We start from the raw sequence: 25,968 nt of genomic DNA on the forward strand, positions 1-25,968 counted from the left end.
GCATAGGAACCGACAGCGGACCGACGACAGAAAAGGGTTAGATTCATGATTTCATTGCAATTTTTCATCACCGCCTTTGTCGTTGTCCTGGCCCCCGGCACCGGTGTGATCTATACGCTGGCGATCGGTCTGGGGCGCGGTCGCAGCGCGGCGGCCTGGGCGGCGCTGGGCTGTACGCTTGGCATCCTGCCGCATCTGGCGGCGGCTATTCTGGGGCTTGCGGCGATCCTGCACAGTTCGGCGCTTTTGTTCCAACTGGTCAAGGCCGCTGGTGTCGCCTATCTGCTCTACCTCGCCTGGCAGGCGCTGCGCAGTGACGGCGCCCTGGCGATCCGATCCGAGCACAGCCACCAGCCCGGCTGGCGGATCGCCTGGCGCGGGGCGCTGATCAACATCCTGAACCCCAAGCTTTCCGTCTTTTTCCTGGCGCTGCTGCCGCCGTTCCTGTCCGGCAACCCGGCCAGTGCCACTGCCGAGATGAGCCTATTGGGCCTCGTCTTCATGGCGATGACCTTTGCCGTGTTCCTGCTCTATGGCGCCTTCGCCTCGGCCGCGCGCACCTATCTGATGCAAAGCGAACGGGCGCTGCGCTGGATGGGGCGCGGCTTTGCCCTGGTCTTTGCCGGGCTTGCCGCCCGTCTCGCGATGGAGCGCGCATGACCGCCATCCCCCGCGCACCGCTGATCCTGGGCCTTGCGGGGCTGATCCCATTCCTCTGGGGCGCGCTTACCTATCTGAGCCCGGCGGCGCAGGCCTGGGGCGCTGCTGCGCTTGGCCCCCGCTTTGTGGGGCCTTATGTGCAGATCGCCTATGGCCAGATCATCCTGGCCTTCATGTCCGGCGTGCTCTGGGGCTTTGCGACCAAGGCCGATGACCGCCGCGCCGCGACCGGCTATGTACTTGCGGTGCTGCCCGCGCTCTGGGCCTTTTTCATGACCGGGGGCGGCCCGACCGGCGCGGCGATCAACCTGATCTTCGGCTTTCTGGGCCTGTTGATGCTGGATGCGGCCTTTGCCAGCTGGGGGCTGGCGCCGGTCTGGTGGATGCGGCTGCGCCTGCTGCTGACGGCGGTCGTTACCATTTGCCTGGCAGTAGGAGCCTTCTTGTGAGCGACCCGGAAACGATCCGCATCTATGACGACCGCGCCAGCGATTATGCCGCGCTGACCGAGGATCACAACGCCGCCGACCCCGCGCTGGAGGCCTTTGTCGCCGCCCTGCCCCCGGGGGGCCGGGTGCTTGACCTCGGGTGCGGCCCCGGCACCTCTGCGGCCCGGATGGCGCAGACTGGTCTGACGGTGGTGGCGGTCGATGCCTCGGGCGAAATGGTGGCGCTGGCCGCGCGGCACCCGGGCGTCACCGCCCGTCAGGCCCGGTTCGACGAGATCGACGAGACCGCCGCCTATGACGGCATCTGGGCCAATTTCAGCCTGTTGCACGCCCCGCAGGCCGAGTTCCCCGGCCATCTCGCGCACCTGTTTCGGGCCTTGAAACCCGGCGGGATTTTCCATATCGCCCTCAAGCTCGGGACCGGCGAAGGGCGCGACAGCCTCGGTCGGTTCTACAGCTATTACCAGGAGGACGCGTTGGAACATCTGTTGCAACAGGCCGGATTCACCATCACCGCCCGCTCTTTCGGCGCTGGGCCGGGGCTTAGCGGCAAGGTCGAGGACTGGATCGCGATGCGCGCCCATGCCTGAGCTGTTTGCCTATACCGACGGCGCCTGTTCCGGCAATCCCGGCCCCGGCGGCTGGGGCGTGCTGTTGCGCGCCATCGAGGGCGAGACCGTGCTGAAGGAACGCGAGCTGTGCGGTGGCGAGGCTGAGACCACCAACAACCGGATGGAACTCTTGGCTGCGATCAACGCGCTGGAAACGCTGGAGCGGCCCTCGAAAATCACCGTGGTCACCGACAGCGCCTATGTAAAGAACGGTGTGACCGGCTGGATATTCGGCTGGAAGCGCAACGGCTGGAAGACCGCCGGCAAGAAACCGGTCAAGAATGTCGAACTGTGGCAGCGTCTTGACTTGGCGCAGGCACGCCATGACGTGACCTGGAAGTGGGTCAAGGGCCATGCGGGACATCCCGAGAACGAACGCGCCGACGAGTTGGCGCGTGCAGGCATGAAACCCTTCAAGCCGAAAAAGGCCCGCGCGTGAGCCTGCTTGCGCTGCTTGATTACGCCTCGGTTCTGGTCTTTGCCCTGACCGGCGCGCTGGTGGCCAGCCGGGCGCAGCTCGACCTGGTTGGGTTTGCCTTTGTCGCCTGCCTGACGGCGGTGGGGGGTGGCACCGTGCGGGACCTGCTTCTGGGCCGTGACCCGGTGTTCTGGGTGGGCCAGCCCGCCTATATCCTGATCGCCTCCGGTGCTGCGGCGCTGGTCTTCTTCACCGCGCATCTGGTCGAAAGCCGCTATCGCCTGCTGATCTGGCTGGACAGTTTTGCACTGTCCATCGCGGTGGCGGCCGGCACCGGGGTCGCACTGGCGCAGGGGCAACCGCCCGTGATCGTAGTCCTGATGGGGATGATGACCGGCTGCCTGGGCGGGCTGATGCGCGATGTGGTCTGCAACGAGGTACCGCTGGTCCTGAAACAGGGCGAACTCTATGTCTCTTGCGCGCTGGCGGGAGCGGTGGCGGCGGTGATCGCCACCGGGCTGGGGCTGGCCACGCTGCCCGCGCTGGGCCTTTGCGCGCTTGTCTGCTGGGGTCTGCGCGCCGGGTCACTGATCTTTGGCTGGCGCCTGCCGGTCTATAAAAGCCGCCCGCCGCGCACGCGCGGCTGACGCCTCTTCATTTCGCCCAAAATACTCCGAAGCGCGAGGCAGAGCCTCGCACTCGTCCGGCGCGTCTCAGCGCCGCCGCAGATAGGTCTGCCAGAGCCAGACCACCAGAAGCGCGCCCAGTACCGCGCCGACAAAGCCCGACAGCCAGCCCATCATGGTCAGAAGCGCCCGCAGGATCAGCCCGCCGATCAGTGCGCCAACGATGCCGATCAGCATGGTGGTGGGAATATCCGCCTCGACCCGCATCAGCCGGGTGGCCAGAAACCCGGCAGCGGCGCCGATGATGATCAGGACAACGATATGCATCTCATTTCCTCCAGTGGAAGGGGACGATGATCAGCGCGCCGATAGACGAAAGGATGGCGTTCATCCCCGCAGATCCAAAGCCGATCCCGAACATGATCCGCACAAAGTAAAACAGGAAGGCCCCGCCCACGCAGATGATGATGGATTGCAGATAGCCGTTATGGGTGAACCCCGATTTCTCGGAAATGTAGCCGACGATCCCGGCGATCACCACCGTTCCCATCAGAACCATGAACATGCGCAATCCCCTTCTACAGGCGGGTTCCCTTTGGCACGGGCCAGCCGCGCAGGAAGATATCGGCATCCTGCGCCGCCTTGCCCGCCCGTTGCAAGCGGATGAGTGAGATGGCGCCGGTGCCACAGGCGATGGTCAGGGCATCGTCCAGCACCTCACCCGGGGTGCCCTGCCCCTCGTCCAGGCGCGAGGCGAGCAGTTTCACCCGCTCGCCCGCAATCTCGGTCCAGGCGCCGGGAAAGGGCGAGAGGCCCCGGATTTGCCGGTCGATCGCGACCGCGGGGCGGGTCCAGTCCACCCGCGCCTCGGCCTTGTCGATCTTGGCGGCATAGGTGACGCCATCCTCGGGTTGCGGCTCGGGCGTCAGTTCGGGCAGGCGTGCCAGAGCCTCGACGATCAGGTCGGCGCCCATCGCCGACAGCCGGTCGTGCAAGGCGCCGGTGGTCTCCTCCGCCCGAATGGGCGTCCTCGACCTGAGCAGCACCGGACCTGTATCGAGACCCGCCTCCATCTGCATGATGCAGATGCCGGTCGCTTCGTCACCCGCCATGATCGCCCTGTGAATCGGCGCCGCGCCACGCCAGCGTGGCAACAGGCTGGCGTGGATATTGAGGCAGCCATGGCGCGGCGCGTCCAGCACCGCTTGCGGCAGGATCAGCCCATATGCCACCACCACCGCCACATCGGCGCCGAGTGCGGCGAAATCCGCCTGCGCCTCGGCCCCTTTCAGCGAGACCGGGTGGCGCACCTCCAGCCCCAGGTCCAGCGCGCGGGCATGGACCGGGGTCGGGCGGTCCTTTTTCCCGCGCCCCGCCGGGCGCGGCGGCTGGCAATAGACGGCAGCGATCTCATGCCCGGCCGCGACCAGCGCCTCCAGCACCGGGACCGAGAAATCGGGGGTTCCCATGAACACGACGCGCATGACCTCAGCCCCCCAGCTTGCGCGCCTTGCGCAGCAGCATGTCGCGTTTCACCTTGCTGAGATTGTCGAAATACATCCGCCCGTTCAGGTGGTCGATCTGGTGCTGCACGCTGGTCGCCTCGATGCCGACGAAATCGCGCCGGTCGACCTGCCCCTGTTCGTTCAGGAACCGCACCGTCACCGCGCGCGGGCGTTTCAGCTTTGCCGAGACGCCGGGCAGGTTGGGGCTGGCCTCGTCATGTTCGCGCAGCTCGATCGAGGCATGCAGGATCTCAGGGTTCGCCAGACGCACCGCGCGGCCCCGCTCGGACGAGCCGTCGACCACCGCCAGCCGCAGCATCACCCCGATCTGCGGCGCGGCCAGGCCCACACCGGGCATCGCCTCCATCGTGTCGATCATGTCGGTCCAGATGGCGCGGATCTCGTCGGTGATCTCGCTCACCTCGGCGGCGCGGGTGCGCAGATGCTTGTCGGGCCAGGGCAGACAGCGGCGAACGGTCATGAATGGTTTCCCTCATAAGCGGACAGCATGGCGGCGCGGGCCCGCGGGTCCAGATGATCCAGCGTGACGACCCCGTTCAGATGGTCGAATTCGTGCTGGATGCAGCGCGCCTCGAACCCGTCGAAATCGGCCATGTGAATGTCGCCCTCGGGCGCGGTCCATTGCACGGTTACCGCCTTGGGCCGGGTGACGGGCACCGACAGGCCGGGGATCGACAGGCACACCTCCTCCATCTCGACCGGCACCCGCTCGGCGGCCATGATCACCGGGTTGATCATCGCCATCGGGCTGGGGGGGCCCTCTTTCCAGCCGACATCCATGACGAAAAACCGCTGCATCACGCCGACCTGAGGCGCCGCCAGACCGCGTCCCTTGGCGGCATACATCGTGTCGAACATGTCGCGGATCAGATCGTCGGGCACGATCCCCTCAACCGGATCACAGCGCCACGACAGGCGCGCATCGGGCCAGGTCAGGATCGGCAGGACGCTCACGCCCGGGCTCGCTCGCGCTTCAGCTTCTGCATCTTGCGGGTGATCATCTGGCGTTTCAGCGGCTTGAGATAGTCGATGAACAGCTTGCCATCCAGATGGTCGATCTCGTGCTGCACGCAAGTGGCCCAGAGCCCGTCGAATGTCTCGCTTTGCAATTTGCCGTCCCGGTCGATCCATTCGACATCCACCACCTTGGGGCGGGTCACCTCGGCATATTGCTCGGGGATGGACAGGCAGCCTTCCTCGTAGATATTGGTTTCGTCCGAGGCGGCCACCACGCGCGGGTTGAACATCACCAGCGGGCGCGCGGGCGCGCTTTCTTCCTTGACGCAATCGAGCACGATCAAGCGGTCGAGCACACCGATCTGCGGCGCCGCCAGGCCGATGCCCGGCGCGTCATACATGGTTTCCAGCATATCGTCGGCCAGCGCCCGCAATTCGTCCGAGATATCGGCAACGGGTGCGCAGACCTTTTTCAGGCGCGGATCGGGATGAATGAGAATAGCACGTTTCATGGCCCCGATTTAGGCGATTGCCCGCTCTGCTGCAACGCCCCTTGCGCACGGCGGCAAACAGGCTAGCCTCTGCCCGACCAGATGACCCCGGAGACACAGATGAGCTTTGACGACCTGATCGACCGCCACGGAACCTTTTGTTCGAAATGGGACATGATGGAGCCCATCTATGGCGTGCCCGCCCAGGACGGGCTGGCCATGTGGGTCGCCGACATGGATTTCCGCGCGCCCGATCATGTGCTGGCCAGGCTGCGCGAGATGACCGACCATGGCGTGCTGGGCTACGTGGATTACTCCAAACCCTATACTGACGCGATCCGTTGGTGGATGCGCAACCGCCACGACTGGGATGTGGCGCCCGAGGCGATCTTTACAACCACCGGGCTGGTGAATGGCGTCGGCATGTGCCTTGATACCTTCACCCAGCCGGGCGACGGGATCGTGCTGTTCACACCGGTCTATCATGCCTTTGCCAAGGTGATCCGCAATGCGGGCCGTCAGGTGGTGGAATGCCAGCTGGTTAACACCGATGGCCGGTACGAGATGGATTTCGCCGCCTATGACGCGCAGATGACCGGCAACGAGCGCATGGTGATCCTGTGCTCGCCGCACAATCCGGGCGGCCGGGTCTGGACACAGGAAGAGCTGCGCGCGGTGGCCGATTTCGCCAAACGGCACGATCTGCTTCTTGTGTCGGACGAGATCCACCATGACCTGGTCTATCCGGGTCACACTCATATCCCGATGCCCAACGCGGCGCCCGATATCATCGACCGGCTGTTGATGCTGACCGCGCCCTCCAAGACCTTCAACATAGCGGGCCTGCACACTGGCCAGGTCATCATCCCCGATCCCGAACTGCGCGGCCGCTTTGCCAAGCGGATGGCGGCGCTGTCGCTGGCGCCGAACTCGACCGGGCAGATGGCGACGCTGGCTGCCTATTCGCCCGAGGGGGCGGAATGGGTCGACGGGCTGCTGGCCTATCTGGACGAGAACCGGCGCCTGTTCGACAGCGCCATCGCGGCGATCCCCGGCCTGCGCTCGATGCCGCTCGAGGCGACCTATCTCGCCTGGGTGGATTTCTCAGGCACCGGCATGGAGCGGGCCGAGTTCACCGAGCGGGTCGAACAGCAGGCCAAGATCGCGGTAAACCACGGCACCAGTTTCGGCACCGGCGGCGAGAATTTCCTGCGCTTCAACCTGGGCACCCAGCGGGCCCGGATCGAAGAGGCGATCGACCGGCTGAACAGGGCGTTTGGCGATCTGCAATAAACGTGTTCCGGTGAGCGACCCCATGTCGCTCATCGCAAAACCCGTCGAGGACGCCCGCAGGGCGGAGGAGACTATCCCTTGCCCAGCAGCCCGACGGGCGCATCCGCCGCGCGTTCGAAATCCAGCGGCGCGCGGTCCTGGGCCAGCGTGTGCCGCTTGAACTCATAGACCATCTCGCCGCCCTCGCCACCCGAGGCCACGATCAGGCATTGATAGAGCAGGTTCGGCCCCTCATAGATATCGACCAGCCCGCGCAGCGCCGGCGTGGTTTCGGCCTCGACCGCAAACCCGTCGCGCCACAGCCGCAGCACGGTGTAAAACACGCCGCCATGCTCTACCCGCAGGCGGCTCATCTTCTTCAATCCGGCGATCCGGGCCCGCGCCAGATCCTCACTGACTTCTTTTGAAATATATGTGCTCATAATAGCGTCTCCCCGCCAACCTCATCAGCCTGCCGCAGCCTTCCTTAAAATCAAGCAAAGATTTTCGCTGTCTGCGGATAGTCCCAAGATGGTTGCTGTGGGGTCGCGCCCAATGTGCACCTGCGCAGGGTCGTTGCGCGGCAGCGGCGTGGCGCGCACCGTGGCAGCTCCTAAGTTCGTCTCAAAGAAACAGGAGACACCGATGGGCCTGCTGATCGAAGGTATCTGGCACGACACCTGGTATGACACCAAATCCAGCGGCGGCGCCTTCCGGCGCTCGGCCGCGCAATTCCGCAACTGGGTCACCCCCGACGGTGCCCCCGGGCCAACCGGCAAGGGGGGCTTTGCCGCGGCGTCGGGGCGCTACCACCTTTATGTCAGCTATGCCTGCCCCTGGGCGCACCGCACCCTGATCTTTCGCGAAATCAAGGGCTTGTCCGCACATATCCCGGTCTCTGCCGTGCATCCCGATATGCTGGATCAAGGCTGGACCTTTGCGCCCGAACCACAAGGCCGCACCGGCGATCGCCTTTACGGGCTGAACTATGCCCATCAGGTCTATACCCGCGCCGATCCCACCTATTCCGGCCGCGTCACCGTACCGATCCTGTGGGATAGCGAGCGTCAGACCGTCGTGTCGAACGAAAGCTCGGAAATCATCCGCATGTTCAACTCGGCCTTCGATGGGCTGACCGGCAACCGCGACGACTTTTGGCCCGAGGCGCTGCGCGAGGCGATCGAACCGGTCAATGCCCGCATCTATGATACTGTCAACAATGGGGTCTACAAATGCGGATTTGCCACCACGCAAGAGGCTTATGACGCCGCCATCGAACCGCTGTTCGATACGCTCGACTGGCTCGACTCACATCTGGCGCAGAATCGCTATCTGATGGGCGACCGGCTGACCGAGGCCGATTGGCGCCTGTTCACCACGCTGATCCGTTTCGACCCGGTCTATCATCTGCATTTCAAATGCAACCGGCGGCGGCTGGTCGACTATCCCAACCTCTGGGCCTATACGCGGGAACTCTATCAATGGCCCGGCGTGGCCGGAACCGTGCATATGGATCACATCATCCGCCACTATCACTACAGCCATGACAGCATCAATCCGCACCGAATCATACCGGTCGGCCCCGCGCTCGACCTGCTGGAGCCCCATCGCCGCGATCAACGCACGGTGGCGTAATGCTCGACCATGGCAGCCAGATCCTCGGGCGGTGTGTCGCCATGGACATAGGCACAGGCATTAGGGCTGTGGGCAAAGATCGACCCGTCCGAAAAGAAGGTCGTATTGGTGACGAAGATGATCCGGGCATCGGGGCGGCGATAGCTGGCGAAATCCGCAACCGCCAGGGCGCTGCCCTGCTCAAGCACCAGATCCAGAACGATAATCTCGAACTCTGCGCGATAGAGCGCCAGGATCGCATCCTCTTGCGAGGTCACTAACGTGACCTGCTGACCCTGACGTTGCAGGTGGCGTTGCCAGAGCGTGCCAAGCTCTGGGTTACTTTCGACGATCAACACATGCATAACAGTAAACCCGGCACTTCTGTTTGAGATCGATTGTGGTGCCAGTCTCCCTTGGCTCCGTAATCTGATCAAATGCTTTACAAATTGTTAACATCGGTTCCCGCGCACCGGAAGCCGCCTTCATCCCTTGAGCTTCGGGCGGAAATCCGCTTGATGCAAGTCGCGATGTCGGGGATGACAGGGACATGAACACGGGATTTGCCAATCCGTCCGCCAAGCCGGACGATCCGACCGATCCGCGCGCGCGCCGTGACCATGGCGGCGGGCTGGATGGGGCGATGCGCCGATACGGCGGCCAGCGCGCCGACTGGATCGACCTGTCGACCGGCATCAACCCCCTGCCCTATCCGGTTGGCACGCTGCTGCCCGAAGACTGGACGGCGCTGCCCGATCACGGCGCCTTTGGCGAGCTGATCCGCGCCGCGCGTGCGTTCTGGCATCTGCCCGAGGCGGCGGCGGTCCTGCCCGCGCCCGGCGCCTCGGCCCTGATCGCGCGCATTCCGGCGCTGGCCGATCCGGCGCGGGTGCGGATCACCCAACCCACCTATAACGAACATGCCGCCGCCTTTACCGCCCATGGCTGGCAGGTGGTCGCGGATGGCCCGGCCGAGGCGCGGGTGATCGTGCACCCCAACAATCCTGATGGCCGCATCTGGTCCGAGGCCGAGGCCGAAGGCGCGCTTTGCGTCATCGACGAAAGCTTTGGCGATGTGGCGCCCGAAACCTCGCTGGCGCATCTGGCCGCACGCCCGGGCACCGTGGTGCTAAAGAGCTTTGGCAAGTTCTGGGGGCTCGCCGGGCTGCGGCTCGGCTTTGCCGTCGCCCTGCCCGAGACCATTGCGCGGCTCAACGACCTGACCGGCCCCTGGGCTGTGTCGGGGCCGGCGCTGCGCATCGGGACAAGGGCGCTGAGCGACACCGCCTGGGCCGAAGAGACCCGCATCAGGCTGGCGCAGGAGGCCGCCCGGCTCGACACGCTGATGAGCGCAGGCGGCGTCCAGGTGCTGGGCGGCACCGACCTGTTTCGCCTTTACCAGGTCGATGATGCCGCCGCCTGGCAGGACCGTCTGGCACGGGCCCGGATCTGGAGCCGCATCTTTCCCTATTCCGACCGCTTTCTGCGGCTGGGCCTGCCCCCCGCCGAGGGCTGGGATCGGCTGGAGAGCGCATTATGAGCACCGCCCTGCTGCTCGGCTTTGCCATGCTGCTGGATGCCGCGCTGGGCGAACCCGAATGGCTGTGGTCGCGCCTGCGCCATCCGGCGGTTCTGATCGGCGACATCATCTCGGTTCTGGATGACGAGTTGAACGAGGGCGGGCATCGCCGACTCAAGGGTGTGGCGGTGACCGCGATCCTGGCGGTGGGCGCCCTGTCGGTCGGGGCGTTGCTGTCGCTGTTGGGACCGGTGGCCGAGGTGCTGATCTGCGCCATCCTGCTGGCGCAGAAATCGCTGGCCGGGCATGTGGCGGATGTGGCCGACGCGCTGCGCCTGTCGCTGCCCGAGGCCCGGCGCAGTGTTGCCCGCATCGTCTCGCGCGATACGGCAACCATGTCCGAACCGCAGGTGGCGCGCGCCGCTATCGAAAGTGCTGCGGAAAACCTCAGCGACGGGGTGATCGCGCCCGCCTTCTGGTTTCTGGTCGGTGGCCTGCCGGGCCTGCTGCTTTACAAGACGATCAACACCGCCGACAGCATGGTCGGCTATATGAACGAGCGATACGCACAGTTCGGCTGGGCCGCCGCGCGGCTGGATGACCTGCTCAACCTGATCCCGGCCCGCCTGACCTGCGGCATGATCGTGCTCTTGTCCAATGGCTGGCGCCATTGGCGCGGCATCGTCGAGGATGCCCAGCGCCATATCTCGCCCAATGCCGGCTGGCCCGAGGCCGCCATGGCCCGCGCGCTCAACATCGCGCTGGCCGGTCCGCGCAGCTATCACGGCGAGATCCGGCACCTGGCCTGGGTCAACGAGGAGGGCCGCAAGGAGATCGGCCCGCGCGAGATCGAGCGCGCGGTGACGCTGCTGTGGCAGGTCTGGGCACTGGCGCTGGGTCTGACCTTGACGCTGGTGGCGCTGGCGGCGATCTTCTGATCGCATTCCAGAACCAAACCAACAGGACATCATGCGAATTCTTCCCCAGATCATGGCCGCTATTGTGCTGGCCTCTCCGGCGCTGTCGCAATGCGGCGGCGGTTTTTCAAGCTTTGTCGATGGTCTCAAGGCCGAAGCGGTTTCGATGGGCCACGATGCGGCGCTGGTCGACCGCTTCTTTCAGGGCGCGGCGCAGGACGCAAAGGTGCTCAAGGCCGACCGTGCTCAGGGCGTGTTCCAGAAACCCTTTGTCGAGTTCTCGCGCCGTCTGATCTCGCAAAACCGGCTCGACACCGGCAAGGCGATGGGACGCAAATACGATGCGGTGTTCGACCGGATCGAGGCGGAATACGGAGTGTCGCGCGGGGTGCTTCTGGCGTTCTGGGCGTTCGAGACCGATTTCGGCGGCTTTCAGGGCGATTTCAACACCCGCAACGCCCTGATCACGCTGGCCCATGATTGCCGCCGGCCCGAGCTGTTCCGGCCGCAGATCTTCGCCGCCATCGAGCTTTACAGCCATGGCGATTTCGACCCCGCCCGCACCACCGGTGCCTGGGCGGGCGAGATCGGCATGGTACAGATGCTGCCACGCGATATCCTTGAAAACGGCGTCGACGGCGATGGCGACGGGCATGTGACCCTCAAGACCTCGGCACCGGATGCCCTGATGTCGGGCGCGCGGATGCTGTCGCATCTGGGCTGGCGCGCGGGCGAGCCCTGGCTGCAGGAGGTCACCCTGCCCGCGCAAATGGACTGGTCGTTGAGCGGGCCGGGCAAGCCGCGTTCAGCGGGTGAGTGGCAGGCGATGGGTGTGCGTCCGCGCGCGGGCGACCTTGCCGATCTGCCCGCCTCGCTGATCCTGCCGCAGGGCCACAAGGGGCCGGCCTTCCTCGCCTATCCCAATTTCGACGTCTATTTCGAATGGAACCAGAGCTTTGTCTATGTGCTGACGGCGGCCTATTTCGGCACCAGGCTGGAGGGCGGGCAGGTCTATGACGCCGGCAATCCCGCGCCCGGGCTGGACGGCGCCGGCATGAAAGCGCTGCAACAGAAGTTGCAGGCGCGCGGCCATGACGTGGGCAAGATCGACGGCATTCTGGGCGCGGGCACACGCGCCGCGGTCCAGGCCGAACAGGCCCGGCTGGGCCTGCCCGCCGACGCCTGGCCCACGGCAGAGCTGCTCAACCGGTTGTAAGGGCGCACCTCACTCGGGCCGGACCGGATACCGCTCGCCCGTTTCCGTGATCAGCAGCATCCGGGTGCCGTTCAGGACATAGAGGTCACAGCGACCCAGACCGTTGCGGAAGCGGGTGCAGATGCTGCCATCCTCGGCGATGTGATAGGTGCCGAATGCGGTGCCCCCGCCATTGGCCGGGGAATAGGTGTAGGAAAACGAGCCCCCCGCCGAATAGGTCGAGCGGCCATCATCGTAGAAGGTCAGCGTGCGCCCGGCCAGCGCCTCCAATTCGGAAGAATTCAGGGGGCGGTCGCCCTCTTTCAGACGCCATTCGGTGGCCATCAGAGGTGTCGCGACAAGGGTGCAGGCAAGGGCAATGCGCAGGATCATCTGCCAAACCTAGCCCGGCAGCACCCGCGCCCCCAGTCACGTTGCGGTGAGGCGGATCAGGCGACCAGCGCCTCGGCCTTCTTGAGGTCGACCGAGACCAGTTGGCTGACACCCTTTTCCTGCATGGTCACACCGAACAGACGGTCCATCCGCGCCATGGTCACCGCGTGGTGGGTGATGATCAGGAACCTTGTGTCGGTCTGGCGGCACATCTCGTCCAGCAGATCGCAGAACCGGGTCACGTTGGCATCGTCGAGCGGCGCGTCGACCTCGTCCAGCACGCAGATCGGCGCCGGGTTGGCGAGGAAGACGGCAAAGATCAGCGCCATCGCGGTCAGCGTCTGCTCGCCCCCCGACAAGAGCGACAGGGTCGAGAGTTTTTTGCCCGGCGGCTGGCACATGATTTCCAGCCCCGCATCCAGCGGATCGTCGCTTTCGACCATGACCAGATTGGCCTCGCCGCCGCCAAACAGGTGGCGGAACAGCATGGCAAAGTTCGAATTGACCTGCTCAAAGGCGGTGAGCAGTCGCTCGCGCCCCTCGCGGTTGAGGCTGGCGATGCCGCTGCGCAGGGTCTTGACCGCCTCTTCCAGATCACTCTTTTCCTTGGACAGCGAGTCGAATTCTTCCTGTACCTCGCGCGCGTCCTCTTCGGCACGCAGGTTGACCGCGCCCATGGCATCGCGCTGGCGTTTGTGGCGGTTGACCTCGGCCTCGAGCGCGTCGCTGTCGGGCATGGCATCGGGTTCCACGCCCAGCTTGGACAACAGCTGGTTCGGGGTTACCTGCTGTTCCTCGGCGATGCGTTCGGCAGCGGCCTGCATGGTCTCGCGGGCGGCCTCGGCCCGGGCCTCGGCGGCTGCCCGGCCCTCGCGGGCCTCGGACGCGAGACGCGCCGCCTCGCGCTCGGCCAGGGCCGCCTCGCGGTGTTTCGTCTCGCCTGAGGCGAGCCGATCCGCGGCCTCGGCCCTGCGGGCCTCGGCCGTTTCGGTCTGTTCCGCCAGATCCTCGCGTGCCTCGGCGATCTCGCCGGGCACCTGCATCGCTTCGCCCAGCTCTTCCTCGGAGGCGGCCTTGCGCTCTTCCAGCTCGGCAATGCGCTTGCCCGCGGTTTCCAGCCGGTGGCGCCAGCCGCTCAGATCCTTGGTGACCTCCTGACTGCGCTTGGTGCGGGCCTCGCCCTCGCGACGCACCTCGTCATGGGTCGAGCGGTGGGTCAGCATGGTGATCCGCGCCGCCTCGACCGCGTGGCGGATATCCTCGACCGAGGCGCGGGCGGTGTCGAGATCGCCAAGGTCAGCCAGCCCACCCTCGGCCTCGCGCAGCTGGGCGCGGGCGGCCATGGCATCCTCTTTGTGGCGGGTGACGGCCAGGCCAAGCGTTTCCAACCGGCCCTGGGCCAGGTTGCGCTCGGCCTCGGCCCGGCTTTGGGCGCGGGCGGCATCGGCCATGCGCTGATCGGCGGCGCGGCGGGCCTCGCGCGCCTGACGGTCGGCTTCGGTCACCTCGCGCAAGCGCTGCGACAGGCGGCCATGGGCCGCGCGCGCGCCTTCGGCCCGGGCGCTGACCTGCGCCAGTTCCTGCTTCAACGCCTCCAGCCGGTTGAGCTGTTCCAGCCGCATCGCCGCCGCGCTGGGGGCGTCCTGCGCCCAGGCGCGGAACCCGTCCCAGCGCCACAGATCGCCCTCGAGACTGACCAGCCGCTGACCGGGTTTCAGAGCCGCTTGCAGGCGGGCACCGGTGGCGGCGTCGACCAGACCGATCTGCGCGATGCGGCGGCTCAGCCGGTCGGGGCCGGACACATGCCGCGCCAGCGGGTCGGCCCCCTCGGGCAGCGGTTGGCCCTGCGTGTAATCGGGCAGGTCAAGCCAGCCCGAGGGCCCCTCGCCCTCGACCAGCGGTGCGCGCAGGTCATCGGCCAGCGCCGCGCCCAGCGCCTTTTCATAGCCCGGCTCAACCCGCATCAGATCGAGCACATGCCCGCCCTCGGCGGTATCACGCTCGACCAGCTTGGCCAGCGCGCCGGTTTCGGCGCGGATGGCACCCAGCTCGCCCTCGGCCTCGGACAGCTGCGCGCGGGCCTCGGCCTCGCGCGCCTGGGTCTCGCCGCGCAGCTCGTCGGCGGCGGCCAGCGCCTCTTCGGCGGCCTCGGCGGCCTCGGCGGCCTCTTCGGCGGCACTCTCGGCGCCCTCATAGGCCTCGCCTGCGCGATCCAGCGCTGCGTGGGCCTCCTCGACCGCGCCTCGGGCGCGGGTCTCCTCGGCCTCGGAGCGGGCCAGCGTCTTGCGGCTGTCCTCGACCAGACGCTGGGCCGACTGGTGGCGGGCGGCCAGCCGCGCCACATCCTCGGTCACCTGGCTCAGATGATCCTCGCGCTCTTGCAGGACGGCAGCCGCCTCGCGGGCCAGTTCCGCCGCCTCGGCCAGACGGTCGGCATGGCCGGCGCCGGCCTTGGACAGTTCGCGCGCCTCCCATTCCAGGCGCTCGATCGTGTCGCCGGCGTCGCGGTTCAGCCCGGTCTCGCGCTCGATGTCGCGGCCCAGTTGGGCGATGCGGGCAGTCAGAACCTCGATCTGCTGGCGGGCGCGCTGTTCCTGATCGTTGAGCGTGTCGCGTTGCACATGCATGCGCTGAAGCACGGCACCGGCAATCGCCTCTTCCTCGCGTAGCGCAGGCAGCGCCGCCTCGGTCTCGTTGCGCAGCGCCTCGGCCTGCCGGGCCGCCGCCTCGGCCCGCGAGGCATCGAGGGTGCGGTGGCGCAACACCTCTTCGGCCTTGGCGCGCGCCTCGTCGGCATCGCGCCAGCGGCGATAGAGCAGCTGCCCTTCGGCCAGCCGCAGCTGTTCTCCGATCTCGCGATAGCGCGCCGCCTGCCGGGCCTGACGCGCCAGCTGCGCCAGCTGGGTGCCCAGCTGCTCCAGCACATCATCCACGCGGGTCAGGTTGGTCTCGGTGCCCTTCAGCTTCAGCTCGGCCTCGTGGCGGCGCTGATAAAGGCCCGAGATCCCGGCCGCCTCTTCCAGGATGCGGCGGCGCGAGGTGGGTTTGGCATTGATCAGCTCGGCGATCTGGCCCTGGCGCACCAGCGCCGGGGAATGCGCCCCGGTCGAGGCATCGGCGAACAGGATCTGCACGTCGCGGGCGCGCACATCCTTGCCATTGGCCTTGTAGGCGCTGCCGACGTCGCGGGTGATGCGGCGCACGATTTCCAACTGATCGGCATCGTTGAACCCCGAGGGCGCCAAGCGCTCGGAATTGTCCATCAACAGCGTGACCTCGGCAAAGTTGCGCGCCGGGCGCGAGGAGGCGCCGGCAAAGATCACGTCCTCCATGCCGCCGCCACGCATCGCCTTGGGGCGGTTCTCGCCCATCACCCAGCGCAGCGCCTCGAGCAGGTTGGACTTGCCGCAGCCATTGGGGCCCACAATACCGGTCAGCCCGTCCGCGATAATCAGATCGGTCGGGTCAACAAAGCTTTTGAAGCCGGTCAGTTTGAGCCTGTTGAAACGCAAGTGCGGGCGGCTTTCGGTGATTCCAGTGTCCCGACAGCCTGCCCGGGCCGCTTGCCGCCTGTCAACGCCCCACCCCCATCATCTGGAGGGCTGGGCCGAGTTATCCCCAATATATGGCGATTTCCGGCCTAATAGGGCGTGCATTCGAAATCGGTATACTCGGTGTCACCGCTGGTCCAGCTGTCCACCTCGAAACAGTCGAACCGCAACATCGCCGCAGGCAGCGCCCAGTTGGCCGGACGCCCGTCGCAGCTGAGCACGCCGGTCGCCACCGCCTGATCGCCCAGCACACCAACCACTCGGCAGCCCGAGACCTGCGCCATGGCAAACCCGGCCCGCTCGCGGATCGGGCCAAAGCGGGGGGCGTATTGCGGATTGACCCGGATCGCCTCGGCCAGATTGCCGCGCACCCGCACGTCGAACACACTGCCGCCCACATCGACACGGGTCGCAGGCAGGCCCCGAAACTCGCGCCCGGGGCCGCCGCAACCGGCCAGCAACACGATGAGAGAGAGCAGGCGGAGCATAGGACCACTCTGCCTCAAATCAGGTTAACAGAGGGTTTCACCCAGCGCGCAGCAACTGCCCCAGCCGGGCCATGCCCTCTTCGATCATCTCCTCACTGGCGCAGGAGAAGCTGAGCCGCAGCGTGTTGGCGCCCGAGCCGTCGGCAAAAAACGCACGCCCGGGCACAAAGGCCACCCGCACCGTGTCCAGCGAGCGCGCCAGCAGCGCGGCGCCGTCCATGCCCTGGGGCAGGGTCAGCCAGACGAACATGCCGCCCTCGGGGCGGGTCCAGTCGACACCCTCGGGCATGTGCCGGGCCAGCGCCGCCAGCATGGCGTCGCGGCGGCGGCGATATGTAGCGCGCAGGCTGGCGACATGGCTGTCGAACAGGGTCTCGGCCACCCGATGAATGGCGATCTGGTTGATGGTCGAGGAATGCAGGTCGGCGGCCTGTTTCATCAGCACCAACTGGCGGATCACCGCCTGCGGCGCCACCACCCACCCCACGCGAAGGCCGGGCGAAAGCGTCTTGGAAAACGACCCGCAATAGAGCGTGCGGCACGCCTCGATCGAGCCCTTGCGCGCGATTTCAAGCGCCAGGATCGGCGGCACCGGCGCACCATCATAGCGCAGCGCCTGATAGGCGGCGTCCTCGATCACCGCGCAATCCAGCGTCTCGGCCAGATCGAGCAGGCGCTCGCGCCCGGCCTCATCCACCGTCTCGCCCGTCGGGTTGGCGAAATCGGCCGAGAGATAGGCCATCTTGACCTGTCCGCCGGCGGCCTCGGCCGCAGCGCGGTAATCTTCGGGTAAGCGGTTGGTGTTGATGTGCAGCCGGTCATAGGCTGGTTCATAGGCGTTGAAGGCCGCCAGCGCGCCCAGATATGTAGGCCAGCCCACCAGAGCGGTATCGCCGGGCGACAGGAACAGCTTGCCCAGGTAGTCGAGTGCCTGCTGCGAACCCGAGGTGATCAGGATGTTGTTGGCGCCGCAGGGCACGCCCAGCGTGCCCATGTGATCGGCCAGCCAGCTGCGCAGCGGCAGATAGCCCTCGCTCACCGAGTATTGCAGCGCCTGCGCCTGGTGTGCAGGTGTCAGCACCTCGGCAAAGGCATTCGCAAAGGCCTCGGCCGGGAACAGAGCGGGGTCGGGGATTCCTCCGGCAAAGGACAGGATATCGGGCTGGTCGAGCAGTTTCAGCAACTCGCGGATCTCCGACGCTTTCAACCGCCCGGCCCGCGTGGCAAAGATTTCTTCCAGACTCATACCCCGATCCTCCCTCTGATCGGAGCGAGACTAGGAAGGGCTGCATTTAAGTCAATAAGTCTGACCAATGTTACAACGGACGTGAACGCCCCCTGTTGCGTCCTGCGGCGCGCGGTCATATGTTTTGACCACATTCAGAGGCACCGCCCGCATATGCCATTCCAGAAAGTCCAACCCGAAAAACTGTCGACCTCGGTCGTGCGTCAGATCGAGATGCTGATCCTGCAAGGTATCCTGCGACCCGGCGAACGGCTGCCCGCCGAACGTGACCTGGCCGAGCGGCTGGGCGTGTCGCGCCCCTCACTGCGCGACGCGGTGGCCGAATTGCAGGACCAGGGTCTGCTGACCGCCAAGGCCGGGTCGGGCATCTACGTGGCCGAGGTGCTGGGGTCGGCCTTTTCCCCTGCACTGATCCGGCTGTTCGGTACCCATGACGAGGCGGTGTTCGACTATTTGTCGTTCCGACGCGACATGGAGGGATTGGCCGCAGAGCGTGCCGCGCGGCTGGGGTCGGAAAGTGACCTGAAGGTGATCCAGGCCATCTATGACAAGATGGAGACGGCCCACAGCCGCCAAGCCGCCGATGACGAGGCGCAACTAGACGCCCAGTTCCATATGGCGATCATCGAGGCCAGCCACAACGTGGTAATGCTGCACATGATGCGGTCTATGTTCGAACTGCTGCGGCAGGGCGTGTTCTACAACCGTCGAATCATGTTCCACCAGCGCACCACCCGCACCGCCATTCTGGACCAGCACTGCGCGATCAATACGGCACTGCAGGAACGAAACCCCGAAGGCGCCCGCGCGGCCGTCGAAGCACATCTGAATTATGTGGAACAGTGTCTGGCCGATCAGCAGAAAGCCGAACGCAACGAGGCCGTCGCCCGACAGCGGCTTGAGCACGAGACAGGGCAAGGCTGATGTTCGTCGGTCACCTTCCCGGCGCCTACCTGATCTTTCGCGTGGTCACACCGCGAATTGAGCGAATGGCGTTCACTGCAGCCATGTTGGGTGCGATTGCCCCCGATTTGGATATGCTCCGCTTCTATTTCGTCGATGGGCGGGCGTTTCATCATCACGAGTACCTGACTCACCGCCCGATCCTGTGGACAGGGCTGCTGCTGTGTGGCGTTTTGATCGGAATGCGATCACGGCGCATTGGAGTACCCCTCGCCTTTTTCGGCGCCGGAGGGCTGGTTCACATGCTGCTCGATTCGATTGCCGGTAAGATAGCATGGGCCTGGCCGGTCTCTGATTTTGCGGCACCGCTTGTCGTCGTTCCGGCAACCCAGTCGCACTGGATACTCTCCTTTCTCAGCCACTGGACGTTTGCGGTCGAGCTCGGGATTACGGTCCTGGCACTGGTTCTTTGGCGATGGCTGCCACGGCGGGCAACGGCCCGACGTTGAACCGCGAAATCAACGCGGAATGGCCTGCGCTTTGTATTGACTCTGGGTAGAGGTCGCAACAAAAAACCCGGCCCACAGGGCCGGGTTTCCAAGATCACACGGGATCGTTTTAGTGCAGCTTGGCACCCGCATCGGCAATGCCGGCATCGATCAGCTTGTTGGCCTCGGCCGCGGTCATGCTACTGGCGATCACATCACCTGCGGCTGCAACCGCGATTGCGATGGCCCGGTCGCGCACGTCCTTGACCGCTGCCGCCTCGGCCGAGGCGATCTGGTCCTGGGCGGCGGCCAGGCGGCGCGCAATCGACGCCTCCAGATCCACCTTGGCCTGTTCGGCCGAACGCTGTGCCTCTTCCTTGGCTGCCGCCACGATGGCGTCGGCCTGACCCTGCATTTCCTTCTGCTTGCGCTCGAAGGAGGCCAGCAGGCTCTGCGCTTCTTCACGCAGCTTGCGGGCTTCGTCCAGGTCCGACTGGATGCCTTCGGCGCGCTTGTCCAGCGCCCCGCCGATCATCGACGGCACCTTGAAGTAGAACAGGACCGCAATAAAGACGAGGAATGCGATGGTCACCACGAAATCGGTGTTCTTCAACGAGAAGAACGGGCCGCTCGCGGCAAGTGCCGGGCTGGCAACGCCAGCGATCAGGACAAGGCTCAAGACAGGGGCGAGAATGTTACGCATGTCTCTTATCCTTTCATCCGTTGATCAACGGCACCGGCAACCGAGGCAGCCTCGGCCTTGCCACCCAGCGCGTCGACCAGCGCTTCGGCGGTATCCTTGGCAACCGCTTCGATGCTTTCCAGCGCACCGGCACGGATACCGGCAATCACCTTCTCCGATTCAGCGGCCTTGGCGGCAATCTCGGCATCGGCCTTGGCGATGGCGTCGTTCAGGCCAGCCTGAATTTCAGCACGTGCCTCGGCAGCGATACGCTGCGCCTCGGCGCGGGCATCGGCGAGCGCCTTGGTATAGGCTTCTTCCGCTGCGGCGGCCTTGGCTTTCAGGTCTTCGGCAGCAGCGAGGTCGTTTGTGATGGTCCCCTGACGTTCGGCCAGGATTGCCGCGATACGCGGCAGGGCCACACGCGACAGGACCAGAAAGACGACGACCAGCGTGATGACAAGCCAGAAGATCTGGTTCGGGAACCAGTCGAAACACAGCTGCGGCATGCCGATGGCAGAGCCATAGGAATCGACGCAGGTGCTGACCGCTCCGGTTTGTTCAGTCGCCATGTTGTCCTCCGTCGGAACGTTGTCTTTACATCAGGTGGGCCGCTATGGCCTGGGCCCACCTGCGCGTAAGGATCAGGTTCCGCGAATTAGACGGCGAACATCAGCAGCAGAGCGACGAGGAACGCGAAGATCCCCAGAGCTTCTGCAAATGCGATGCCGATGAACAGGGTCGCGGTCTGCGACGCGGCGGCCGAGGGGTTGCGCAGGGCGCCGGCCAGGAAGTTGCCGGCCACGTTGCCCACACCGATTGCGGCTGCGCCGGAACCGATTGCTGCCAGGCCTGCGCCGATATGTGCGAGATCGCCTTCCATGATGAGTCTCCTTACGATTGGAAGTTGAATGTCAGGGTGTTGGATGCGTAGGGCGGGCTTCAGCCCGCCGCTGCGATTAGTGATGCGGGTGCAGCGCGTCCTTGAGGTACACGCAGGTCAGGATGGTGAACACGTAAGCCTGGATAAAGGCCACCAGCACCTCGAGACCGTACATTGCGGTGATTGCCAGAACCGAAACCGGGCTGATCGCGGCGATGGCGGCAAAGCCTGCGAACACCTTGATCACCGCGTGGCCCGCCATGACGTTGCCGGCAAGACGGATGGAGTGGCTGACGGGGCGCACGAAATACGAGATCAGCTCGATAATCGCCAGGATCGGGCGCAGGGCCAGCGGGGCGCTGGCCACCCAGAACAGGCTCAGGAACCCGGCGCCGTTCTTGACGAAGCCCAGGATGGTCACGGTCAGGAACACCGCCAGCGCCAGCACCATGGTCACCGCGAAATGCGAGGTGGTGGTGAACGACTTGGGCAGCAGGCCCAGGAAGTTTGCCGTCACGATGAACATGAACAGGGTCATGACATAGGGAAAGTATTTCACCCCGTCCTTGCCGCAGATGTCCTCGACCATCTTGTAGATGAAGCCATAGGCCAGTTCCGCGATCGACTGCATGCGGCCCGGAACGATGGCGCGTTTCGAGGTGCTCAGCACCAGCAGGCCGATGATCGCCAGCACCGCCAGACCCATCCACAGGGTCGAGTTGGTGATGGTGAACATGCCCACCGCGCCGTCGCCGAACAGCGGCTTGACGATGAACTGATCCATCGGGTGGAAGACCAGGCTACCACCCTCTGCTGCCTTGTCTGCGGCCTGTGCTTCGCTTGCCACGTCTAGTCCCTCTCGTCTCTGTCGGCCGTTGCCTTTGCGGCGTCGGCCTCTGTCTTCGCCTGGATTTCGCGCGCGCTGCGGAGCATGACATTCACCCCGGCGGCAAGACCCAGCAATGTGAACAGCACCAGGAAGATCGGGATTGTCCCGAACAGGCTGTCCAGCCCGAACCCGATGCCAAATCCGATCCCAAGACCGGAAACCATCTCGATCACCATCCGCCAGGCCAACTCGCCCTGGGCGTGGCTTGCATCCGCGCGTTTGGTGCCGGTTTCGCGGGCCTTCTTGGCCGCTTCGATCCGCGCCTCAAGCTGCGTCAGTCGCTGCTTTTGGTCGTCTTCGGTCACGGGCGGCACCCCTACGCAGTCTTGGGCATGTGCTAAGGGGGCCGGGGCACAGAGTCAACGCCTCTGTGGCCCTCGCAAAATCACGCATAACACCCTGATAGAACGAGGGATTTTCGCGCATCAACAACAGGGTGCAAATGCGCCGCAGGCGGGTCTCGGGCCAAAACCGGCAAAAATGCATATTCAACCAAACGGTTGACGATCCAGCCGGCATATGGTTCTGCCAGATCATGTCAGACCCGCTCGACGATGTCTTTTCGGCGCTTGCCGACCCCACAAGGCGCGCGATCCTCGCGATGCTTCTCGAGGATGACATGGCCGTGACCGATGTGGCCGAACCCTTCGAGATGTCTCTGGCGGCGATTTCGAAGCACCTGATGACCCTCACCCGCGCCGGGTTGATCACGCAAGAAAAACGCGGCCGGGTGAAATGGTGCAAGCTGGAGCCGAACGCGCTGCGACAGGCCTCGGTCTGGATGCAGGGGTTTGGTCAGTTCGAGCCGGTCAATCTGGACGCCTTCGAACGCTTCCTTGCGGCCGAACTCGGCGAAGACGCCCAGCCGGGCGGATGAGCCGCCCGCCTAGCGGCGCCGCGCCGGTGTCTCCAGCAACATGACCAGCGCCACCACCGTCATCGCGATCCCCACCAGAACCAGCCCGCCCGGCGCACCGTTGCCCAGCGCGATTTCCCAGCCGATCACCCACGTCGGGGTCAGATAGGTATACGCCATCACCTTGGCCGAGGGCAGCCGCAGGGTGGCGAATTGCAGCAGCACGAATGTCATCGCGCTGGCGCAGATCGACACATACAAGAGCCCGATCCAGACGATGGGCGGCAGCGTCGCCCAATCGGTCGCCCGCAGGTCGCCCCAGCCATAGAGGGTCAACAGCAGGCACCCCGCCACCAGCATGCCCAAGGTGAACACCACCGCAGGCTCGCCCCGGTTCAGCCGCCGCACCAGCGGGGTATAGATCGCATGTGCCACGCAGCCCCAGAAATAGACGATCTCGCCCTGCCCGATCCGAAACGCCCAAAGCGCAGCCCAGTCGGCGCGAAAGATCACCCACAGCGCGCCACCCGCCCCGACCGCCAGCGCCAGCGCCATGCGCGGCGTGGTCACCTGCCGTAACAGCAGCCAGCCCGCAACCGCCGACAGGACCGGGGTCAGGGTGAACACCGCCGCCGCGCTGACCGGCGGCGCCGTCTTCAGCCCCTCGAACATCAGCACGAAATAGGCCGCGAACAGTCCGCCCAGCAACAAATAGCGCCACGGCGCCCGCAGCGCTGCGCGCGGGATCCCGGTGGTCGCCGCCGCCGCAACACCGATCACCACCGCGGCAATGCCGAACCGCACCGCATTCAACGCCGCCGGCGCGATCTCGTTGGCCACCATCGAACCCAGCGAGAAGCTACCCGCCACCAGCGCCGAAAAACAGAGCATCGCCAGGTGGCCGCGCCCTTCGGGGCTCAGACCGCCCATTCGCGCGCAGCCTGTTTGAGGAACTTCAGAAAGGTCTGCACCTTGGGCGTGCGATGCAGGTCCACATGGGTCACCAGCCACAGCTTGCCAGCCCATTCCTCCAGCGCCGGATGCATCTCGATCAGGTCCGGGTCGCGCGCAGCCGCCCAGCGGGACACGAACCCGATCCCGGCCCCCGCCCGCACCGCATGGCCGGCGGAATAGGTATCTGAACAGCGAAACGAGATCGCCTCGGCGGGCACGTTCTGGCGCAGCCAGATGTGAAAGGGCGCCCGGCTGTTCTCGTCATCGCTGCCGACAAACTCGTGGTTCTTCAGGTCCGCGTCCCCCTTGAGCATGCCACGCCGCGCCACGTATCCGCGGCTGGCATAAAGCCCGACCTCCTGGTCGATGAAGGGTTGCACCACATTGTCGGGCTGGTCCGGCACCCGCCCAGCCCGGATCGCCACATGCGCCTCGCCATATTCCAGACGGAATAGGCGCGCGCCGGTCAGATAGCGCACGATCAGGCCGGGATGCTTGCGCTGGAACGCGCCCAGCACCGGCACCACCAACGGTGCCAGCGCTTCCAGCGAGGTCACCACCAGCTCACCCGAGACATCGTCGCCCACGCCCTTGAGCCGCCCGACCAGCTGGCTGAACTGGTCGTCCGTGGCCTGCGCCACCCGGAGCAGATCCAGACCCGCCTCGGTCGGGGTATAGCCGCGTGCGTGGCGCTGGAACAGCTTGACGCCCAGCCGCGCCTCGATCGCGTCGATATGGCGGATCACGGTGGCATGATGCACGCCCAGCACCTCGGCGGCGCCACTTACGGTTCCCATGCGCGCCACCTGATAGGCGGTTCGCACCTCGTCCCAATTCTCCATCCGGCTTACGGCCTCAAACTGTGCAGATTTCAACAATTACCCCAACTTTTCACGCGCGCGGTTCATCTTTGCAACATGAATTTTCCGTGATCCGGATTGCGCTGGCAAAATCGCGCGCGCCGCGTCACCCTCGGCACAGGACCAACAACAGCCAGAGGCCTCATGAAAAAGATCGGTATTCTGGGCGGCGTTGGCTGGCCCTCGACCATCGACTATTATCGTGCCATCGCGCAGGGGGCCGGGCGCTTCTTTGCCGCGCGCGGCCACGGCGCGCCGCTGCCGATTCCGCCGATGACGATCGAATCCGTCACCCAGGCCCACACCCGCGCCTTGCGCGGCACCCCCGGAGACGAGGCCAGCTGGGCCGCCTTCGATGCGGTGTTTCGCAACGCCTTGCTGACCCTGCAGGGGGCGGGTTGCGATTTTGCGGTGATCGCCTCGAACACGCCGCATGTGCGGCTGCATGCGATCCGCAAAGGGGTCGACATGACCATCCTGTCGATCTTCGACGCCACCGCCCGGGCCACTGCCGAAACAGGCGCGACCCGGGCCCTGGTGCTGGGTACCGCAGTCACCATGCAGGCACGCAACTACGCAGATGCGCTGACGGCACACAGGGTCACGGCGAACCAGACCCTGCCCTTGGAGGACATTGCCGAGATGCAGGCGCTGATCGACGAGGAGCTCAACACCGGCGTCTCGGCCAACGCGCGCCCGCGGCTGCTGGCCTATTGCGACCGTCACGCCGAACCGGGCGCCGCGATCCTGCTGGCCTGTACCGAGCTGCCGCTGATCTTTCCCGACCATGTGGACGACATCGTGTTTCGCGCCGGCGGGCATCTCTTCGTCAACCCCTCGGCGGCCCATGTCGCCGCCGCCCTCGACATGGCGCTGGCGGACGAAAGCTGACGTCCTGCTTCTTTCTGGTTGAAAATACTCGCGCCGCAGGCACGCGCCTTCAGGCGCGTTCGGACCCGTCCAGCCAGGTCACCTCACACCCGATGCGCTCCAGAAAGGCCAACAGATCCGCGCGCGCCATCGCCACCGTGCGGTCATTGACCAGCGGATGCATATAGATCACCTCGGCCTCGCGCGCCGCTGCGTCCATGATCAGACGCACCTCCTGCCCAACCCCGGTGATCATCGCCAGCGGGCTAACCGCGCCGGGTCGGATGCCCAGATGCTGCATCAGCCGATCAGACGAACCAAAGGACAAGTTGCCCGCGCCCAGCGCCACGCCCAGCGCCTTGAGGTCCACCGCCCTGTCCTGCTCCAGCGTCACCAGATAGTTGCGCTTCTTCTTATCGCGCAGGTACAGGTTCTTGATCCGGAACGCCCGTTCTCCGGGCCGGGTCAGTTCTCCCTCCACCGCCTTGGCATCCTCGACCGTCCTGAGCGGCACATGCGTATACAGCCGATAGGCCAGCCCCCAGTCGTCAAGCTGTCCAAGCAGCGCGTCCGAGGAGACGGGCAATGTGTCCTGATAGGCCGAAGAGGCGTCCATGGTCGGGCTCCCTGACAAGTCGATCCGCCTCTCT

The 25,968-nt window shown here is 65.5% G+C and carries 34 protein-coding genes; 14 read left to right on the forward strand and 20 right to left on the reverse strand.

Translation table 11 applies throughout. From position 1 onward, the window contains the following. Positions 1 to 45: 45 nt before the first annotated feature. Genes SPO_RS16255 through SPO_RS16275 form a run of 5 tightly spaced genes read left to right on the forward strand, consistent with a single transcriptional unit; the run spans position 46 to position 2,785 of the window. Entirely contained in the window at positions 46 to 660 is a 615-nt protein-coding gene (locus SPO_RS16255; protein ID WP_011048899.1) for a LysE family translocator, read from the forward strand. Further along, positions 657 to 1,109 (forward strand): DUF3429 domain-containing protein, encoded by a 453-nt coding sequence (locus tag SPO_RS16260; RefSeq protein WP_011048900.1) that lies wholly within the window; start codon positions 657 to 659, stop codon positions 1,107 to 1,109. Before SPO_RS16255 ends, SPO_RS16260 begins: the two co-directional genes overlap by 4 nt. Continuing rightward, on the forward strand, positions 1,106 to 1,699 hold the full coding sequence (locus tag SPO_RS16265) for a class I SAM-dependent DNA methyltransferase (protein WP_044028682.1): 594 nt from the start codon (positions 1,106 to 1,108) through the stop codon (positions 1,697 to 1,699). Before SPO_RS16260 ends, SPO_RS16265 begins: the two co-directional genes overlap by 4 nt. Then, positions 1,692 to 2,159 carry a ribonuclease HI gene (gene rnhA / locus SPO_RS16270; protein WP_011048902.1) on the forward strand — a complete coding sequence of 156 codons (468 nt, stop codon included), beginning with the start codon at positions 1,692 to 1,694 and terminating at the stop codon, positions 2,157 to 2,159. Before SPO_RS16265 ends, rnhA begins: the two co-directional genes overlap by 8 nt. After that, positions 2,156 to 2,785, forward strand: a complete 630-nt coding sequence (locus tag SPO_RS16275) for a trimeric intracellular cation channel family protein (protein WP_011048903.1) — start codon at positions 2,156 to 2,158, stop codon at positions 2,783 to 2,785. Before rnhA ends, SPO_RS16275 begins: the two co-directional genes overlap by 4 nt. Positions 2,786 to 2,851: 66 nt before the next feature. Here SPO_RS16275 and SPO_RS16280 read toward each other — a convergent pair whose 3' ends face one another. The 6 genes from SPO_RS16280 to def (SPO_RS16305) are packed head-to-tail and all read right to left on the reverse strand — an operon-like array spanning position 2,852 to position 5,759. Continuing rightward, positions 2,852 to 3,091 (reverse strand): GlsB/YeaQ/YmgE family stress response membrane protein, encoded by a 240-nt coding sequence (locus SPO_RS16280; RefSeq protein ID WP_011048904.1) that lies wholly within the window; start codon positions 3,089 to 3,091, stop codon positions 2,852 to 2,854. Between the two features lies 1 nt (position 3,092). Further along, positions 3,093 to 3,329: a hypothetical protein gene (locus SPO_RS16285; protein ID WP_044028683.1), complete on the reverse strand. Its 237-nt coding sequence runs from the start codon at positions 3,327 to 3,329 to the stop codon at positions 3,093 to 3,095. 13 nt (positions 3,330 to 3,342) lie between these two features. Continuing rightward, positions 3,343 to 4,248, reverse strand: a complete 906-nt coding sequence (fmt, locus tag SPO_RS16290; protein ID WP_011048906.1) for a methionyl-tRNA formyltransferase — start codon at positions 4,246 to 4,248, stop codon at positions 3,343 to 3,345. 4 nt (positions 4,249 to 4,252) lie between these two features. Further along, positions 4,253 to 4,750 carry a peptide deformylase gene (gene def / locus SPO_RS16295; RefSeq protein WP_011048907.1) on the reverse strand — a complete coding sequence of 166 codons (498 nt, stop codon included), beginning with the start codon at positions 4,748 to 4,750 and terminating at the stop codon, positions 4,253 to 4,255. Next, entirely contained in the window at positions 4,747 to 5,244 is a 498-nt protein-coding gene (def, locus tag SPO_RS16300) for a peptide deformylase (RefSeq protein WP_011048908.1), read from the reverse strand. The genes def (SPO_RS16295) and def (SPO_RS16300) overlap by 4 nt, the downstream gene beginning before the upstream one ends. Beyond that, positions 5,241 to 5,759, reverse strand: a complete 519-nt coding sequence (def, locus tag SPO_RS16305) for a peptide deformylase (protein ID WP_011048909.1) — start codon at positions 5,757 to 5,759, stop codon at positions 5,241 to 5,243. The genes def (SPO_RS16300) and def (SPO_RS16305) overlap by 4 nt, the downstream gene beginning before the upstream one ends. 99 nt (positions 5,760 to 5,858) lie before the next feature. Here def (SPO_RS16305) and SPO_RS16310 point away from each other — a divergent pair, with 99 nt between their 5' ends. Further along, positions 5,859 to 7,031: a MalY/PatB family protein gene (locus tag SPO_RS16310; RefSeq protein WP_030003254.1), complete on the forward strand. Its 1,173-nt coding sequence runs from the start codon at positions 5,859 to 5,861 to the stop codon at positions 7,029 to 7,031. 71 nt (positions 7,032 to 7,102) lie between these two features. Here the strand turns inward: SPO_RS16310 and SPO_RS16315 are convergent, their stop codons facing one another. Further along, complete coding sequence (locus tag SPO_RS16315) at positions 7,103 to 7,453, reverse strand: hypothetical protein (protein WP_011048911.1); 351 nt, start codon at positions 7,451 to 7,453, stop codon at positions 7,103 to 7,105. Between the two features lie 202 nt (positions 7,454 to 7,655). On the opposite strand from SPO_RS16315, the gene SPO_RS16320 reads away from it, so the two are divergent. After that, on the forward strand, positions 7,656 to 8,645 hold the full coding sequence (locus SPO_RS16320) for a glutathione S-transferase family protein (protein WP_011048912.1): 990 nt from the start codon (positions 7,656 to 7,658) through the stop codon (positions 8,643 to 8,645). Here SPO_RS16320 and SPO_RS16325 read toward each other — a convergent pair. Further along, positions 8,627 to 8,989 (reverse strand): response regulator transcription factor, encoded by a 363-nt coding sequence (locus tag SPO_RS16325; RefSeq protein ID WP_011048913.1) that lies wholly within the window; start codon positions 8,987 to 8,989, stop codon positions 8,627 to 8,629. The two genes, SPO_RS16320 and SPO_RS16325, sit on opposite strands and share 19 nt — an antisense overlap. Positions 8,990 to 9,174: 185 nt before the next feature. Here SPO_RS16325 and cobD point away from each other — a divergent pair, with 185 nt between their 5' ends. The 3 genes from cobD to SPO_RS16340 are packed head-to-tail and all read left to right on the forward strand — an operon-like array spanning position 9,175 to position 12,276. Beyond that, on the forward strand, positions 9,175 to 10,164 hold the full coding sequence (gene cobD / locus SPO_RS16330; protein ID WP_011048914.1) for a threonine-phosphate decarboxylase CobD: 990 nt from the start codon (positions 9,175 to 9,177) through the stop codon (positions 10,162 to 10,164). Beyond that, positions 10,161 to 11,081, forward strand: coding sequence for an adenosylcobinamide-phosphate synthase CbiB (gene cbiB, locus SPO_RS16335; protein ID WP_011048915.1), 921 nt, complete (start codon positions 10,161 to 10,163; stop codon positions 11,079 to 11,081). Before cobD ends, cbiB begins: the two co-directional genes overlap by 4 nt. A gap of 31 nt (positions 11,082 to 11,112) precedes the next feature. Continuing rightward, a complete protein-coding gene (locus SPO_RS16340) occupies positions 11,113 to 12,276 on the forward strand; it encodes a lytic murein transglycosylase (RefSeq protein WP_011048916.1) in 1,164 nt (387 codons plus the stop codon). A 9-nt stretch (positions 12,277 to 12,285) separates the two neighbouring features. Here SPO_RS16340 and SPO_RS16345 read toward each other — a convergent pair whose 3' ends face one another. The 4 genes from SPO_RS16345 to SPO_RS16360 form a co-directional block, all read right to left on the reverse strand. Continuing rightward, positions 12,286 to 12,600, reverse strand: coding sequence for a hypothetical protein (locus tag SPO_RS16345; RefSeq protein WP_230981748.1), 315 nt, complete (start codon positions 12,598 to 12,600; stop codon positions 12,286 to 12,288). Positions 12,601 to 12,704: 104 nt separating this feature from the next. After that, positions 12,705 to 16,160 (reverse strand): chromosome segregation SMC family protein, encoded by a 3,456-nt coding sequence (locus tag SPO_RS16350; protein WP_011048918.1) that lies wholly within the window; start codon positions 16,158 to 16,160, stop codon positions 12,705 to 12,707. 128 nt (positions 16,161 to 16,288) lie between these two features. After that, the gene (locus SPO_RS16355; protein WP_044028684.1) at positions 16,289 to 16,687 is read right to left on the reverse strand and encodes a hypothetical protein; all 399 of its coding nucleotides are present in this window, start codon (positions 16,685 to 16,687) and stop codon (positions 16,289 to 16,291) included. 37 nt (positions 16,688 to 16,724) lie between these two features. After that, a complete protein-coding gene (locus SPO_RS16360) occupies positions 16,725 to 17,933 on the reverse strand; it encodes a PLP-dependent aminotransferase family protein (RefSeq protein ID WP_011048920.1) in 1,209 nt (402 codons plus the stop codon). Between the two features lie 153 nt (positions 17,934 to 18,086). Between SPO_RS16360 and SPO_RS16365 the strand changes: the two genes are divergently transcribed. After that, positions 18,087 to 18,857, forward strand: coding sequence for a FadR/GntR family transcriptional regulator (locus SPO_RS16365; RefSeq protein ID WP_011048921.1), 771 nt, complete (start codon positions 18,087 to 18,089; stop codon positions 18,855 to 18,857). Beyond that, positions 18,857 to 19,345, forward strand: a complete 489-nt coding sequence (locus SPO_RS16370; protein ID WP_011048922.1) for a metal-dependent hydrolase — start codon at positions 18,857 to 18,859, stop codon at positions 19,343 to 19,345. The genes SPO_RS16365 and SPO_RS16370 overlap by 1 nt, the downstream gene beginning before the upstream one ends. 109 nt (positions 19,346 to 19,454) lie before the next feature. Here SPO_RS16370 and SPO_RS16375 read toward each other — a convergent pair whose 3' ends face one another. The 5 genes from SPO_RS16375 to SPO_RS16395 all read right to left on the reverse strand — a co-directional run bounded on the left by SPO_RS16375 (position 19,455) and on the right by SPO_RS16395 (position 22,083). Continuing rightward, the gene (locus SPO_RS16375) at positions 19,455 to 20,027 is read right to left on the reverse strand and encodes a F0F1 ATP synthase subunit B (RefSeq protein WP_011048923.1); all 573 of its coding nucleotides are present in this window, start codon (positions 20,025 to 20,027) and stop codon (positions 19,455 to 19,457) included. Positions 20,028 to 20,032: 5 nt separating this feature from the next. Beyond that, on the reverse strand, positions 20,033 to 20,578 hold the full coding sequence (locus tag SPO_RS16380) for a F0F1 ATP synthase subunit B' (RefSeq protein WP_011048924.1): 546 nt from the start codon (positions 20,576 to 20,578) through the stop codon (positions 20,033 to 20,035). An 86-nt stretch (positions 20,579 to 20,664) separates the two neighbouring features. After that, a complete protein-coding gene (locus tag SPO_RS16385; RefSeq protein ID WP_011048925.1) occupies positions 20,665 to 20,889 on the reverse strand; it encodes a F0F1 ATP synthase subunit C in 225 nt (74 codons plus the stop codon). A 76-nt stretch (positions 20,890 to 20,965) separates the two neighbouring features. Then, a complete protein-coding gene (locus SPO_RS16390) occupies positions 20,966 to 21,673 on the reverse strand; it encodes a F0F1 ATP synthase subunit A (protein WP_144084073.1) in 708 nt (235 codons plus the stop codon). A 65-nt stretch (positions 21,674 to 21,738) separates the two neighbouring features. Further along, a complete protein-coding gene (locus SPO_RS16395) occupies positions 21,739 to 22,083 on the reverse strand; it encodes an AtpZ/AtpI family protein (RefSeq protein ID WP_044029354.1) in 345 nt (114 codons plus the stop codon). A 230-nt stretch (positions 22,084 to 22,313) separates the two neighbouring features. Here SPO_RS16395 and SPO_RS16400 point away from each other — a divergent pair, with 230 nt between their 5' ends. Next, a complete protein-coding gene (locus SPO_RS16400; RefSeq protein WP_011048928.1) occupies positions 22,314 to 22,655 on the forward strand; it encodes an ArsR/SmtB family transcription factor in 342 nt (113 codons plus the stop codon). Positions 22,656 to 22,664: 9 nt separating this feature from the next. On the opposite strand, the gene SPO_RS16405 is transcribed toward SPO_RS16400, so the two are convergent. Continuing rightward, positions 22,665 to 23,564: a DMT family transporter gene (locus SPO_RS16405; RefSeq protein ID WP_011048929.1), complete on the reverse strand. Its 900-nt coding sequence runs from the start codon at positions 23,562 to 23,564 to the stop codon at positions 22,665 to 22,667. Further along, positions 23,552 to 24,430, reverse strand: coding sequence for a LysR family transcriptional regulator (locus SPO_RS16410; RefSeq protein ID WP_011048930.1), 879 nt, complete (start codon positions 24,428 to 24,430; stop codon positions 23,552 to 23,554). The genes SPO_RS16405 and SPO_RS16410 overlap by 13 nt, the downstream gene beginning before the upstream one ends. Before the next feature lie 162 nt (positions 24,431 to 24,592). Between SPO_RS16410 and SPO_RS16415 the strand changes: the two genes are divergently transcribed. Continuing rightward, positions 24,593 to 25,339, forward strand: a complete 747-nt coding sequence (locus SPO_RS16415; protein ID WP_011048931.1) for an aspartate/glutamate racemase family protein — start codon at positions 24,593 to 24,595, stop codon at positions 25,337 to 25,339. Positions 25,340 to 25,388: 49 nt separating this feature from the next. Here the strand turns inward: SPO_RS16415 and SPO_RS16420 are convergent, their stop codons facing one another. Next, a complete protein-coding gene (locus SPO_RS16420; RefSeq protein ID WP_044028686.1) occupies positions 25,389 to 25,934 on the reverse strand; it encodes a prolyl-tRNA synthetase associated domain-containing protein in 546 nt (181 codons plus the stop codon). Positions 25,935 to 25,968: the final 34 nt, after the last annotated feature.

The organism is Ruegeria pomeroyi DSS-3 (genome assembly GCF_000011965.2).
GTDB classification, from domain to species: Bacteria; Pseudomonadota; Alphaproteobacteria; order Rhodobacterales; family Rhodobacteraceae; genus Ruegeria_B; species Ruegeria_B pomeroyi.

Coding starts and splice junctions, on each gene's coding strand:
- SPO_RS16255 (WP_011048899.1), top strand. CDS start 46: ATGATTTCATTGCAATTTTTCATCACCGCCTTTGTCGTTGTCCTGGCC.
- SPO_RS16260 (WP_011048900.1), top strand. CDS start 657: ATGACCGCCATCCCCCGCGCACCGCTGATCCTGGGCCTTGCGGGGCTG.
- rnhA (WP_011048902.1), top strand. CDS start 1,692: ATGCCTGAGCTGTTTGCCTATACCGACGGCGCCTGTTCCGGCAATCCC.
- SPO_RS16280 (WP_011048904.1), bottom strand. CDS start 3,091: ATGCATATCGTTGTCCTGATCATCATCGGCGCCGCTGCCGGGTTTCTG.
- SPO_RS16285 (WP_044028683.1), bottom strand. CDS start 3,329: ATGTTCATGGTTCTGATGGGAACGGTGGTGATCGCCGGGATCGTCGGC.
- fmt (WP_011048906.1), bottom strand. CDS start 4,248: ATGCGCGTCGTGTTCATGGGAACCCCCGATTTCTCGGTCCCGGTGCTG.
- def (WP_011048907.1), bottom strand. CDS start 4,750: ATGACCGTTCGCCGCTGTCTGCCCTGGCCCGACAAGCATCTGCGCACC.
- def (WP_011048909.1), bottom strand. CDS start 5,759: ATGAAACGTGCTATTCTCATTCATCCCGATCCGCGCCTGAAAAAGGTC.
- SPO_RS16310 (WP_030003254.1), top strand. CDS start 5,859: ATGAGCTTTGACGACCTGATCGACCGCCACGGAACCTTTTGTTCGAAA.
- SPO_RS16315 (WP_011048911.1), bottom strand. CDS start 7,453: ATGAGCACATATATTTCAAAAGAAGTCAGTGAGGATCTGGCGCGGGCC.
- SPO_RS16320 (WP_011048912.1), top strand. CDS start 7,656: ATGGGCCTGCTGATCGAAGGTATCTGGCACGACACCTGGTATGACACC.
- SPO_RS16325 (WP_011048913.1), bottom strand. CDS start 8,989: ATGCATGTGTTGATCGTCGAAAGTAACCCAGAGCTTGGCACGCTCTGG.
- cobD (WP_011048914.1), top strand. CDS start 9,175: ATGAACACGGGATTTGCCAATCCGTCCGCCAAGCCGGACGATCCGACC.
- cbiB (WP_011048915.1), top strand. CDS start 10,161: ATGAGCACCGCCCTGCTGCTCGGCTTTGCCATGCTGCTGGATGCCGCG.
- SPO_RS16340 (WP_011048916.1), top strand. CDS start 11,113: ATGCGAATTCTTCCCCAGATCATGGCCGCTATTGTGCTGGCCTCTCCG.
- SPO_RS16345 (WP_230981748.1), bottom strand. CDS start 12,600: ATGGCCACCGAATGGCGTCTGAAAGAGGGCGACCGCCCCCTGAATTCT.
- SPO_RS16355 (WP_044028684.1), bottom strand. CDS start 16,687: ATGCTCCGCCTGCTCTCTCTCATCGTGTTGCTGGCCGGTTGCGGCGGC.
- SPO_RS16360 (WP_011048920.1), bottom strand. CDS start 17,933: ATGAGTCTGGAAGAAATCTTTGCCACGCGGGCCGGGCGGTTGAAAGCG.
- SPO_RS16365 (WP_011048921.1), top strand. CDS start 18,087: ATGCCATTCCAGAAAGTCCAACCCGAAAAACTGTCGACCTCGGTCGTG.
- SPO_RS16370 (WP_011048922.1), top strand. CDS start 18,857: ATGTTCGTCGGTCACCTTCCCGGCGCCTACCTGATCTTTCGCGTGGTC.
- SPO_RS16375 (WP_011048923.1), bottom strand. CDS start 20,027: ATGCGTAACATTCTCGCCCCTGTCTTGAGCCTTGTCCTGATCGCTGGC.
- SPO_RS16380 (WP_011048924.1), bottom strand. CDS start 20,578: ATGGCGACTGAACAAACCGGAGCGGTCAGCACCTGCGTCGATTCCTAT.
- SPO_RS16385 (WP_011048925.1), bottom strand. CDS start 20,889: ATGGAAGGCGATCTCGCACATATCGGCGCAGGCCTGGCAGCAATCGGT.
- SPO_RS16390 (WP_144084073.1), bottom strand. CDS start 21,673: ATGGATCAGTTCATCGTCAAGCCGCTGTTCGGCGACGGCGCGGTGGGC.
- SPO_RS16400 (WP_011048928.1), top strand. CDS start 22,314: ATGTCAGACCCGCTCGACGATGTCTTTTCGGCGCTTGCCGACCCCACA.
- SPO_RS16405 (WP_011048929.1), bottom strand. CDS start 23,564: ATGGGCGGTCTGAGCCCCGAAGGGCGCGGCCACCTGGCGATGCTCTGT.
- SPO_RS16410 (WP_011048930.1), bottom strand. CDS start 24,430: ATGGAGAATTGGGACGAGGTGCGAACCGCCTATCAGGTGGCGCGCATG.
- SPO_RS16415 (WP_011048931.1), top strand. CDS start 24,593: ATGAAAAAGATCGGTATTCTGGGCGGCGTTGGCTGGCCCTCGACCATC.
- SPO_RS16420 (WP_044028686.1), bottom strand. CDS start 25,934: ATGGACGCCTCTTCGGCCTATCAGGACACATTGCCCGTCTCCTCGGAC.